Source organism: Bacillus sp. 3103sda1 (assembly GCF_024159135.1).
Lineage (GTDB): Bacteria > Bacillota > Bacilli > Bacillales > Bacillaceae_G > Bacillus_A > Bacillus_A rhizoplanae.
In genome coordinates this window covers 1,948,731-1,960,797 of the sequence record NZ_JAMYWS010000001.1, presented here as the reverse complement: position 1 = coordinate 1,960,797, position 12,067 = coordinate 1,948,731, and the positions used below count along the sequence as shown (strand labels likewise).

Genomic DNA, 12,067 nt, shown 5'->3' with positions numbered 1-12,067 from the left:
CTTTTTCTATACTACTAACCCTATTTATACTAGCACAATCATAACAATATAGCGACAAAAAGTACAAAAAACCGCTCCTATTCTTATCCTATCCTTCATCAACTTTCAATTTCTTACGTAACTGAAAAAACCACACTCACATTTAGGCATTTTGGTCATATGATATTTCAGATTTATCTTTAGGAGGGGAAATTATGAGTGATGAACAAAAGCCTTCACGTCCGCCATTTCGAAGTTACTTAAAGCAAATTGATGACTTTTTCGAACAAACTCCGCTTCGTGATGTTATTGCAGATATGAATCACTTTTTCCAAAAAGGAAATCGTTTATTAACATTTCCTGTTGATTTATTTGAAGTAGGAGAAGACCTTGTTATAAAAGCTGAACTTCCTGGTGTTCAAAAACAACAGATTCAAATTGAAATACAGGGTGAATACTTAAAAATTTCCGTAAAAGAAGATGTCTTAGGAGAAGAAATAAAAGAATCACATAATTATTATCGCCGCGAACGCGCAATGTCAGAAGCTTCCCGCATGATTAAACTACCGTATACGATTAATAAAAAACAAGCGAAAGCTTCTTATCAAGATGGCATTTTAGAAGTTCGTGCACCAAAACTTCCGCAGCAACATGATATTTTATCGATTGAATAAAAAAGGATGCCCATTCGCATCCTTTTTTACTGTGTTAAACGCTTAATATCACGTAGTATATCCTCATATGGTGTATTTTTAATTCCGCTATATTGCTTCACGACTTTCCCGTTTTGATCTACTAAATAAAATGATGTCCCATGAACAACTTGATCTGTATTGTCAGGCTTGTCAACAAGCATTTGGAAGTTTTTCTTTGCAAACTTTTCAATGTCATCTTGCGTATACCCTGTTAGAAAATTCCAGTTCTTCGTATCATCTGTGAACTTTTGTGCAAATGCTTTTAAATCTTCGGGCTTATCTACCTCTGGATCAACACTGAACGATACAAATTGAACATCTAGTTTTTGTTCTTTCGCCAACCTTTGTAATTTCGCCATATTAGCTGTCAGTGGTGGGCATACCGTTTGACAGTGTGTAAATGCGAAATCCGCTACCCATACTTTTCCTTTTAAATCTTTCGTACCAAACTTTTCACCATTTTGATTTATGTATTGAAAACTTTCAACATCCCAATTTAATGGATCTCGAAGTTTTGATCCTGAACTGCATCCAGCTAAGACTAGTAAGCAAAAAACAGTAAGAATACCAATCCATTTTTGATATTTCTTCATTCTAGAACACCCTTCTCTCTTTCAAAATATAACATTTCTTCTATCCTATGCTAACGAACAGTAAGAGTCCGATTTATAAGATATTTTCATCAATACGGAACAATCCTACTAATGAAAGTTTCACTTTATTGTAACAAAGGTAAACACTACAGGAGAAGTGTTTACTTCACTTGTTCACTAAATCGTACTAATTTTTCAATAGCTTCTTCTTTATCAAATGTGCTAAACCACCTATAATCTTCGTCATCTAAAATACGATAATGCTGACTAACAATATTTTGCTGTAAGCAGAAAAGCCCTCTTTTCTCAATTTCCTTCCACCATACATGTCCACCCATCGTTTTTTCTTTTTTATATTCAATATGGTGATGAGAGACTGTTTGAACAACTTCAAGAGCAGATCCCCCAAACGCAGACTGTAACACTTCGCTGTCTTGAAACAACGCACATACCGCAACAACAGTCGTCCACGAAGGTAAAATGCGTTCCTTTTCAATTTGAACAAGCGTCTTTTTGGAAAGACCTAAAATCTCTGCCATTTCTTCTTGCGTATAATTATGTTCTATTCGAATAAGTTTCATTCTTTTCGCAATTGTCAGTATCACTTTCTCTTTATTCATGTGAACACACCTCTGTTTGCTTTGTAAAGATTACCTCGTTGTAATTTTACACTTTTTTAATAATTAGTCAATTTCATTTACTTCTTTCCTTTACAACATTTCGATACAATAGAACTAAATAGATTTTATATGAGGTGATGCTCATGTGTGGAAAGCGTTATGAGAACATGGATAATATTAGTACCAAAAAGCCAATAAGGGAATTTTTACGGTGGAGAAAAGAACGTAAACAAAAGAAAAAAGACTCCACTTTCGTTATAGAACAATCGCCTGTAAAACAAGCTACATTTTTACGTGCGAATGCACATAAAACAACCGTTACATGGATTGGCCACTCGACATTTCTTATTCAAATGAATGGACTTAATATTTTAACCGATCCTGTATGGTCTAAAAAAGTTAAAGTTGTACCACGGCTTACAGATCCTGGACTGACGCTTGAAGAACTTCCGCCCATTGATGTAGTACTTATTTCTCACGGTCACTACGATCACCTTGATTTCCCCACGCTTCGTCAACTAAAATCGGATGTACTATATTTGGTACCAAGTGGTTTAAAAAAGTTATTTTTACGAAAGAAATTTTTCCATGTTGAAGAATATAACTGGTGGGAACATACAGTAATTGATAATATACATTTTCACTTAGTCCCAGCTCAGCATTGGACGAGAAGATCATTATTTGATATGAACTCCTCACATTGGGGCGGGTGGGTCATTGAAAACAAAACAACAGAAGAAACCATTTATTTTTGCGGCGATAGTGGATACTTTCGGGGTTTTAAAGAAATTGGAGAACGCTTTACAATTGATATTGCCCTCATGCCAATTGGAGCCTATGAACCCGAATGGTTTATGAAAATATCGCATATTTCTCCAGAAGAAGCGGTGCAAGCATTTTTAGATATAAAAGCAAAACATTTTATCCCCATGCATTACGGTGCATTTCCACTCGCAGATGAAACGCCAAAGGAGGCGATTACAAGACTTCGCAACAATTGGAATTTACGAATGCTCCCATGGGAACAATTGCACATTTTATTTCTTGGGCAAACGTATATAGCTACTTCGCCTTCCATACAAGAAGAAAAAATAAAAAAAGAAAATACGCATGTATAACACATTTACAAAATCAGAACATTATAGTATAAGCATTCGTATCGTGCGTATTATTTCTTTTGCACTATACTAAAAAAGCTACTTGAATGTGATCAAGTAGCTTTTTTCTATTCTGCAAAATAAGAAAATCCAATTGCTCCAACGCCTGTATGTGTACTAATAATAGGTGTTGTGAAGAAAATCTCTGATTGTGTAAATCCACTAATTTTTTCAACTGCTTCTTTCATTTTTTGCGCTAACGGTAGTGCTTTCGCGTGAGGAATAGCCACTGCTTTTACTGTTTTACCAGCTACATCCTCTTCAAATATTTTCGCTAATGTTTTTACAATTTGTCCTTGGCTACGTACCTTAGTAATCGGATTGTAGACTCCGTCTTCAACACTAGCAATCGGCTTAATATTTAATAAAGATCCAATCATTGCTTTTCCTTTACCAATACGACCACCTTTTACAAGGTTTTCTAAGGTATCAACGACAACAAATAGGCGTGTGTTTTTTCTAACTTCTTCAACACGTTTTAAAATATCTTCTAAAGAACGACCTTCTTGCGCCATTTTTGCTGCTTCAATTACTTGATAAGCTAAAGCATGACTAATAAATAAAGAGTCAATTACTGTTACTTTTGTATCTGTCATCGTCGCTGCACTATTTGCTGTTGCAACTGATCCACTTAGGCCATTTGTTAAGTGAATCGAAAGAACTTGGCTGCCGTCCTCTCCTAAACGATCATACATTTCTACAAATGAACCAACCGCTGGTTGAGATGTTTTTGGCAATTCTTCCGATTTTTCCATTTCTTCAATAAACTCATCTGGTTGTAAATCTATACGATCTAAATAAGTTTGTCCGTTCACAGAAATTGATAATGGGATAACATGAATATCATATTTTTCAATCACATCTGGTGATAAATCCGCCGTTGAGTCTGTGACAATTTTAATTTTTTGCATATTTTACTTCTTCCCTTTCCACTACGCTCTCCCTGTTATTATACTAGTATTCCCATTGCTTTCAACAGTTTGAGATAATTTTCCGACAAAATCCTCACTTTTTATGACTAAAAAGAAAACGACAGAGCGCATTTACTCTGTCTCGAATTTTTCTATGCATTTTTTTCTAACGTGTTTGTTTCATATACATTTGAATAATCATTCCATTTTAAGCAACTTCGCAAATATTCTCGAAATGAGTACGAAAACCTTGGTTGTTTTTGTTTTTGAATTTTGGAGATAAAGAGCTGAAGACGCGACTGAATTTGAAACGCTAATGGGTGCTGTGTTTGTAGCACAGGGATTTCGACCACCTTTACGCATTTTCCTGTTGGATGAGTAAAATAAAAACTCTTCATAATCACGATATCAATCCTCTTTTTTTTTTGATTTATAATGTTAGTATAAACCGACAAAGACAAAAAGTTTGTCTAAATTTTGGAGAAGCATTAATTTTTTTCTTCTTTATATTGTATACGCTTACATTAATAGTATAACAAAAAAATAAAAAAAGTGCCCGTCATAAAGAGGCACTTTTCGATGAGGATTGCAATTCTCGTTTTACTTTTCTTTTATATACAATTTTTGACATCGTAATACTTAATTCATAAATTACTAACAATGGAATTGCTACAGAGAAATCTGAAATAAAGTCCGGTGGTGTAATGCATACCGCAATTACAATTAATATAAAATACGCGTATCTCCTAATCTTTTGTAGTGCTACTGGATTTAAAATCCCAATACTCGTTAAAAACATGGTTACAACGGGTAATTCAAAAATCACAGCAAATGGTACGGTCATGTTCATAACAAAAGAAAAATACTTTTCTGTTGTAAACATTGTTTGAAACATTTCATCACCAAGACTAACTAAAAATTGCAGTACAAATGGTAAAATAATAAAATATCCGAAACATAGTCCACCAATGAATAATATAAATAATCCTGGTACGTATAAAAGTGTCATTTTTTGCTCATGCGGAAGCAATGCTGGCTTGACAAATAACCAAAGCTGCAGGGCTGCGATTGGAATCGTACATACAATCGAAAACACAGCCGCAATAACAAAATATATCCATAAAATATCGCTCGGACCAAGAACTGTTAGTTTCATATGTAGATCTTTGACAATAAAACTATAGATCTCTTTCGTATAAGAAAAACCAATAATAAGGAAAAATAAAAATGTTACTGCTGTAATAATGAGTCGTTTCCGCAACTCACCAAGATGGTCTACTACGCTCATTTCGTGATCGTTCATATCCTCACCCATTTCCTTGGTCACTAGAAAAAGATGCAAGAAACTCTCTCACATCTTTTATCCCTCACAACCGGACGTATGAACCCGTCCAGTTTAACTAGCAATCAGCAGGAAATCCCCCTTACTGATAGATGTTTCCCTTCATTTTTTCTCATCTATATCATCATGCAAACCTTTTGCAGATTTTTTAAATTCTTTTAAGGTCTCTCCAAATGCTCGTCCAATTTCCGGTAATTTTTTTGGACCAAAAATAATTAATGCTATAATTAAAATTAAAATCAATCCTGGAAACCCAATATTCGGCATACTGCTTCCCCCTTATTTTCACTTAATTTCATTTTGTCAGAAAAGTTTGTAAACGTCAATGTATCCATTGCCTTTTGTCAAAAAAAATTGAAAATATAATTTTTATACAATTTTCATTTCCTATTTCTTTTGTATATGATATGGTGAAAGAAACTGCACTCCTCATTTTACTACGTAAGAAAGGAGTCGAAACATGACTCAAAAGATGACTCGAATGACTCAGTTTGTTAAAGAAGAAATCGCAAATGCAATTACACATGGCATCGGCGCCATTTTAAGTATCCCTGCGTTAATTATTTTAATTATCCATGCCTCAAAGTACGGAACAGCATCGGCAATTGTAGGGTTTACTATATACGGTGTGAGCATGTTTTTACTTTATTTATGTTCAACGCTATTACATAGTATCCATCACCCAAAAGTAGAAAAGTTATTTACTATCTTAGATCATTCTGCCATCTATTTATTAATTGCTGGCACATATACACCATTTCTACTCGTTACACTACGCGGACCACTGGGCTGGACATTACTCGCAATCATTTGGACACTAGCAATCGCCGGAATCGTCTTTAAAATCTTTTTTGTACGTCGTTTTATTAAACTATCAACTTTGTTTTATGTCATTATGGGCTGGCTCATCATTGTTGCCATTCAGCCGTTATATGAAAGCTTAACAGGTAGCGGCTTCTCATTATTATTAATTGGTGGAATTTTATACTCTGTCGGCGCCATCTTCTTCTTATGGGAAAAGCTACCATTCAATCATGCAATTTGGCACGTATTTGTATTAGGCGGAAGTGCGATGATGTTTTTCTGCGTGTTATTCTATGTATTACCTGTAGCATAAAGTGAAACTTTAATCAGTGGGGGATTCTCTTCCCCCCACCTAACTTCTTTGCTTTTGCTGAATTTTGAGGTGAGGATATTACTGACCTCAAATAGCGGAAGAAAAAAGGTCTCAGCTTTTATAGCTGAGACCTTTTCTACTTATTTTTTTAACTGACCCGCAATAATATCTTGCGTATATTTTGTTAATTCTTTAATATCCATATTTTGATATTGTTCTGCTGTAATTGGTTTCGAAATTGTGACTGTTGCATGCGCCGGCTTCATTCGATTACCGTTTGCTTCAAACATTTTATAAGTTCCGTCCAATGTTACTGGTAAAATCGCTACACCTGCTTTTACAGCAAGATGGAAACTACCAGCTTTAAATTCTCCCATTCCATTTCCCTTACTACGAGTTCCTTCTGGAAAAATAACGATAGAATGTCCTTGCTTTAACAGCTCAATTCCATCTTTAATAGCTTGTAAAGATTGACGGCGATCCTTGCGATTCATAAATACACAGTTCATCAATTCCATCCATGTTGATACAAGTGGAAATTTTTTAATTTCCGCTTTCGAAACAAATCCAATTGGCTTATTTAAATAACCTAGTAAAACAGGAATATCCATATCACTTTGATGATTACTTACTACTAGCACTGGCTTATCTTGTGGTACATTTTCAAGTCCATTCACTTGTACTGTTGATCCAGCTACATGAACCATCTTCTTGCCAAACCAATTTGTTGTTTTATATACCAGACGATCTTTTTCTTGCGGCGATAGTGTATGTAACTTTCGTTTTATACGCCACATTCTTGGCGTAATACCAATTACTATTAAAATTAAGTACAAAATTTTAAAAAACGTTTGAATCATATAGAACCCCCACATATTGTAATTCCGTACTTCATTATACTAGACAAACGAAGGAAAAAGAAGAAAAAATGTCCAAACGACAAGCGCTTGGACATTTTTTATAATATGATAGATTAGAATTGTTTTGCTAATTCACGTGCTTTTTCAATTGCTTGTTCTTTAATTTCAGGTGCCTGTGCAGGATTTGCACTCATACCTTCTACTGCAATATATTCTACATCCGTTACACCCATGAAATTTAACATCGCTTTTAAGTGGTTGCGGCCAAAATCCATTGCTGCGTATGGTCCTTCAGCGTAAATGCCGCCTGTTGCTTGAATATGAAGCGCTTTTTTGTCTTCTAATAAACCAACTGGACCATTTTCAGTATATTTAAATGTTTTACCTGCAATTGATAAGTTATCTAAGTATGCTTTTACAACTGGTGGATAGCTTAAGTTCCACATTGGTGTTACAAATACGTATTTATCTGCATGCATAAATGTTTCTAAGTTCCCACTCATTGCTGCAACTTTTTGTTGTTGGCTTTCACTTAATGTTTCAAAGCCTTCTCCTGCCCCAAGTTTCCCCCAAGCAGCAAGCACTTCACCATCAATTGCAGGTACGTTTGTATGGAATAAATCAATTGTTACAACGTCATCTTGTGGATTCGCTTGTTTGTAAGCTTCAATAAATGCTTCTCCTACTGCCATACCAAATGATACTTCTGCTGGATTTGGATTTGCTGTAATAAATAGTACTTTTGTCATGTTTATTTCTCTCCCTTTTTTCTCTTCGTTAATATCTTCAATTCAAGATTTTTTGTTAAAAAATAAATTACTTACCTTACATAAGTAATGATATATAATTACTGTTTATCTGTCAATAAAAATAGTTACTTTTTTTTCGTAAGTAAATAATCATATTGGGCGAGACTTTCATCAGTGAAAGAAATTCATCACTGAATTACGGAAAGCTATTAACAAAGGGATCTGACTGCCTATAGCGGGATAAAAAAGAGCTACCTCACTTATGAATGAAATAGCTCTTTGTCCATCACTTTTGAAACACATGTTTGACTTTCTCAGCCGGAATACTACTTCCACCTCTACCTTTTACATCTTCAATCATCATTGCCACAACCATATTTGGAGAATTTGCATCAAATGCAACAAACCACCCTAACTCTTTACCATCTGCTTCTTTTGATTCTTTTAATTCCGCTGTTCCTGTTTTTCCAGCAAGCGTAATACCATCTAATTTTGCAATCTTACCTGTTCCTTCTGGGTCATTCACAACTTTTATTAAAGCATCTTTCAAAATATCACTGTTCTCTTTTGATACCACGTTTTCCTTCCACGCCTTTACCTGCTTTTCATCTTTTAAAAGATGTGGAGATGGAATATTCCCCTCATTCACAATTGGCGCATAAGATAATGCAACGTGAAGAGATGACATTAAAACTTGACCTTGACCATACCCTGTATCAGCAAGTTGAATATCATTTTTTATACCATCTTTTGCGATCTGCGAAGTTGCAAATCCATATTCAATCGGTAACTTTTCACCAAACCCAAATTTCTTCGCTTCTTCCATAAACTTATCTTTACCAATTTTTAATGCTTCCTGTGCAAAATAAATGTTATCGGAATAAATCATTGCTTTTTCAAAATCAACTGGATTGACATCTTTGACACGCGTTACATAATAGTTACCCCAAGAAGAATCTTTTGCCCATTTTAAACCATCAATGTTAAGAGATTCTTTTGGATTCAGTACTTTTGTTTCTAGACCAATGGCGCCTGTAATTGGCTTAAAAACAGAACCGGGTGCGTATACTTGTGTAAACCGATTTGTCATCGGATTTTTCGGATCATTATTCCAAGCATCTCGTTCTGCTTTTGCTGACTCTCTTATCATAGCGTTTGGATTGTATGATGGACTACTTACAAGAGCTAATGTTTCTCCTGTTTGTGGATGCACTGCTGCACTTGAACCCGCTTCGCCCTTCATTTCTGCATAAATTTTTTGTTGTAAACCTCCATCAATCGTTAGTGTAATATTTTCGCCATCTTTCGCTTCTTTTTTAGCAAGTTCTTTTAATTCTTTTCCTTTCGCATCCGCAATATAAACACGTCCGCCTTTTTCACCGCGAAGTTTATCTTCAAAAACACTTTCCAGACCTGTTCTTCCAATAGGATCATCGGCTTTATATCCTTTGTCTGCTAATTTCTTTAAATCCTCTGCATTCACTTTCCCCATGTAGCCAGTTAAATGTGCCGCAGCTTCTCCTAAAGGATATGTACGAACATTCACTGTACGTATCGCTACACCAGGCATAGATATGTAATCATTTTCATTTGCATCCTCTGGTAAAATAGAAAGTGGAACATAGTAGCCTGGTTGTACCCATTTTGCTGTTAATTTCTTTTCGATATCTTCAACCGGCATATGTAATAATTTTGCTAATGTTTCTTTTGTTTGCTGTGCTGATTCACCTAATTTTCCAGGCACAACTCCAACTTCTGAAGCTTTCCCATTCGTTGCTAATCCGCTTCCATTCCTGTCATAAATTTCACCACGCTTTGGCGAAAATGATTGAACAAGTACTTTATCATCTTGTTTCATAGTTGGAAAAATAAATGATGGATTCCAATCAACTTTCCAGACATCCTTATCTCCATCCTTTTCTTTCACAAGCTTTGCATCATTTTTAAACGTAATCTTCCCGCCGATTGTATCCATGCTTACTTTGAAAGGTACATTCGCATTGTTTTTCTCATCTTTTTTGTCTTCTTTTTTCGTTACTGCTTCTACTTTTAAATTTTTCACCGCAATTCCTGTATAAACGTTTTCATATTTTTTTACAAAATCTTCTTTTGTAATCGACTGCTTTGCCTCTTTCGATAACTGTTCATACATTTCATCAAACTTTTGCTCATTCCATGCTTTTACATATGTATCCATCGCTTGCTCTGGCTTCTCTTCTTTTCCGCAGCCTACTATGAATAGCATTGAAAAAATAAAAAGCATTCCCCATATCTTTTTCACATTTTCCCCTCCTTTATATTTCGATACTATCATACTATAAAAATCCAATTTTATAAAATTCACCCAATAAAAAATCGACGCAATATGCGTCGTTCTTTATATTATCATTATAACATTCAGAAAATTTTTATATAAGGATTTGTTTTTACTTTTCGTTTTCTTAGTATAAAAACAAAAAGGAGAGGACACAAAATTGTGGAGTGTACTTAGAAAAGACAACAACAAAAGAAGATTGGTATGTAATACACCAATCTTCTCTCCCACTTTATTTTCATTTACCATACACATGATAAGCATACGTATATGGATTTTTCTCATCTGTCACGCCTTGTTCTACAGATATTTCTTTCCACTCATCGTAATTAATTTCTGGAAAGAATGTGTCACCTTCAAATACTTCTTCAATTTTCGTAATATACAAGCGATCTGCAAATGGAAGAACTTCTTTAAAAATCTCTGCTCCGCCAATGACAAAAATTTCTTCATTCATTTGCTCGTCCAATTTCTGTACATCATCAATAGAATGGATAACTTCGCAGCCTTCCATTTCATAATTTTTGTTACGAGTTAAAATAATGTTCGTTCTACCAGGTAAAGGTCTTCCAATTGATTCAAACGTTTTTCTTCCCATAATAATCGGATGGCCCATTGTTACTTTTTTAAAGTACGCCAAATCTGCTGGAAGATGCCAAGGTAATTGGTTTTCTTTACCGATTAGACGATTTTTATCCATTGCTACAAGTAATGAAATCATATGTATCCTCCTATCTTCGCTTACACAGCTACCGGTGCTTTAATTGCTGGATGTGGATCGTATCCTTCTAACATAAGATCGCTCATTTCAAAATCAAAAATAGATTTCACATCTGGGTTTAGCTTTAACGTTGGGAATGAACGTGGTTCACGTGCTAATTGTTTTTCTATTTGTTCAAAGTGATTTGTATAAATATGTGCATCACCAATTGTATGAACAAACTCACCCACTTCTAATCCACACTCATGCGCAATTAGATGTGTTAATAAAGAATAACTAGCTATATTAAACGGAATACCTAGGAAAATATCACCGCTGCGTTGATATAGCTGACAAGATAATTTCCCATCTGCCACATAAAATTGGAATAATGTATGACAAGGTGGTAGTGCCATACTTGGTACATCTTCTGGATTCCATGCAGACACGATTAAACGGCGGGAATCTGGGTTTTTCTTAATCATGTCAATTACATCTTGTAATTGATCAAGCGTCTCTCCAGCAGTTGTTTTCCATGCACGCCACTGTTTCCCGTACACATCTCCTAAATTACCGTAACGCTTCGCAAATTCATCATCTTCTAACACCTTTGTTTTAAACAATTCCATTTGCTCTTCGTATTGCTTATTAAAGTCTTCATCTTGCTGTGAACGTAGTCCAAAATCTGTCATATCTGGACCTGTATACGCATCGCTCTCAACCCAATTTTTAAACGCCCATTCATTCCAAATATTATTATTATGCTGCAACAAGTAACGAATGTTTGTGTCACCTTTCATAAACCAAAGAAGTTCGCTCGCTACTAAACGAAACGGCACACGTTTTGTCGTAAGTAACGGAAAACCTTGACTTAAATCAAAGCGCATTTGATACCCAAATACAGATACTGTCCCTGTACCAGTGCGATCTTCTTTTCTCGTACCGTTTTCCATGACGTGACGGCACATATTTAAATATTCATACTCTGCGTGTTTCATCAAGTAACCTTCTTTCACAATTGCTTTATGTA

The 12,067-nt window shown here is 35.1% G+C and carries 14 protein-coding genes; 3 read left to right on the top strand and 11 right to left on the bottom strand.

Annotated elements, in window-relative coordinates; all coding sequences use genetic code 11:
• Window positions 1-194: 194 nt before the first annotated feature.
• Window positions 195-653, top strand: a complete 459-nt coding sequence (locus tag NKR74_RS09810; RefSeq protein ID WP_253629405.1) for an Hsp20/alpha crystallin family protein — start codon at window positions 195-197, stop codon at window positions 651-653.
• Window positions 654-679: 26 nt separating this feature from the next.
• Here the strand turns inward: NKR74_RS09810 and NKR74_RS09805 are convergent, their stop codons facing one another.
• Together NKR74_RS09805 and NKR74_RS09800 are read right to left on the bottom strand one after the other, a co-directional pair.
• Complete coding sequence (locus NKR74_RS09805) at window positions 680-1,267, bottom strand: SCO family protein (RefSeq protein WP_253629404.1); 588 nt, start codon at window positions 1,265-1,267, stop codon at window positions 680-682.
• A 161-nt stretch (window positions 1,268-1,428) separates the two neighbouring features.
• Entirely contained in the window at window positions 1,429-1,887 is a 459-nt protein-coding gene (locus tag NKR74_RS09800) for a helix-turn-helix transcriptional regulator (RefSeq protein WP_253629403.1), read from the bottom strand.
• A 143-nt stretch (window positions 1,888-2,030) separates the two neighbouring features.
• Between NKR74_RS09800 and NKR74_RS09795 the strand changes: the two genes are divergently transcribed.
• The gene (locus NKR74_RS09795) at window positions 2,031-3,005 is read left to right on the top strand and encodes an MBL fold metallo-hydrolase (RefSeq protein WP_253629402.1); all 975 of its coding nucleotides are present in this window, start codon (window positions 2,031-2,033) and stop codon (window positions 3,003-3,005) included.
• Window positions 3,006-3,112: 107 nt separating this feature from the next.
• On the opposite strand, the gene NKR74_RS09790 is transcribed toward NKR74_RS09795, so the two are convergent.
• From NKR74_RS09790 to tatA, 4 genes are all read right to left on the bottom strand, one after another.
• A complete protein-coding gene (locus NKR74_RS09790) occupies window positions 3,113-3,955 on the bottom strand; it encodes a DegV family protein (protein ID WP_253629401.1) in 843 nt (280 codons plus the stop codon).
• 152 nt (window positions 3,956-4,107) lie between these two features.
• Window positions 4,108-4,359: a DUF2535 family protein gene (locus NKR74_RS09785; protein WP_141524979.1), complete on the bottom strand. Its 252-nt coding sequence runs from the start codon at window positions 4,357-4,359 to the stop codon at window positions 4,108-4,110.
• A gap of 155 nt (window positions 4,360-4,514) precedes the next feature.
• Window positions 4,515-5,270 carry a twin-arginine translocase subunit TatC gene (gene tatC, locus NKR74_RS09780; protein ID WP_253631122.1) on the bottom strand — a complete coding sequence of 252 codons (756 nt, stop codon included), beginning with the start codon at window positions 5,268-5,270 and terminating at the stop codon, window positions 4,515-4,517.
• A 129-nt stretch (window positions 5,271-5,399) separates the two neighbouring features.
• The gene (tatA, locus tag NKR74_RS09775) at window positions 5,400-5,564 is read right to left on the bottom strand and encodes a twin-arginine translocase TatA/TatE family subunit (protein ID WP_230575744.1); all 165 of its coding nucleotides are present in this window, start codon (window positions 5,562-5,564) and stop codon (window positions 5,400-5,402) included.
• A 193-nt stretch (window positions 5,565-5,757) separates the two neighbouring features.
• Here tatA and trhA point away from each other — a divergent pair, with 193 nt between their 5' ends.
• Window positions 5,758-6,414: a PAQR family membrane homeostasis protein TrhA gene (gene trhA / locus NKR74_RS09770; protein ID WP_253629400.1), complete on the top strand. Its 657-nt coding sequence runs from the start codon at window positions 5,758-5,760 to the stop codon at window positions 6,412-6,414.
• 140 nt (window positions 6,415-6,554) lie between these two features.
• On the opposite strand, the gene NKR74_RS09765 is transcribed toward trhA, so the two are convergent.
• The 5 genes from NKR74_RS09765 to NKR74_RS09745 all read right to left on the bottom strand — a co-directional run bounded on the left by NKR74_RS09765 (window position 6,555) and on the right by NKR74_RS09745 (window position 12,035).
• Window positions 6,555-7,274, bottom strand: coding sequence for a lysophospholipid acyltransferase family protein (locus NKR74_RS09765; protein WP_253629399.1), 720 nt, complete (start codon window positions 7,272-7,274; stop codon window positions 6,555-6,557).
• Between the two features lie 113 nt (window positions 7,275-7,387).
• Complete coding sequence (locus NKR74_RS09760) at window positions 7,388-8,023, bottom strand: FMN-dependent NADH-azoreductase (protein WP_253629398.1); 636 nt, start codon at window positions 8,021-8,023, stop codon at window positions 7,388-7,390.
• 286 nt (window positions 8,024-8,309) lie between these two features.
• Complete coding sequence (locus NKR74_RS09755) at window positions 8,310-10,304, bottom strand: penicillin-binding transpeptidase domain-containing protein (protein ID WP_253629397.1); 1,995 nt, start codon at window positions 10,302-10,304, stop codon at window positions 8,310-8,312.
• Window positions 10,305-10,575: 271 nt separating this feature from the next.
• Entirely contained in the window at window positions 10,576-11,058 is a 483-nt protein-coding gene (locus NKR74_RS09750; RefSeq protein ID WP_253629396.1) for a dihydrofolate reductase, read from the bottom strand.
• A gap of 20 nt (window positions 11,059-11,078) precedes the next feature.
• Window positions 11,079-12,035 (bottom strand): thymidylate synthase, encoded by a 957-nt coding sequence (locus NKR74_RS09745; protein ID WP_253629395.1) that lies wholly within the window; start codon window positions 12,033-12,035, stop codon window positions 11,079-11,081.
• Window positions 12,036-12,067: the final 32 nt, after the last annotated feature.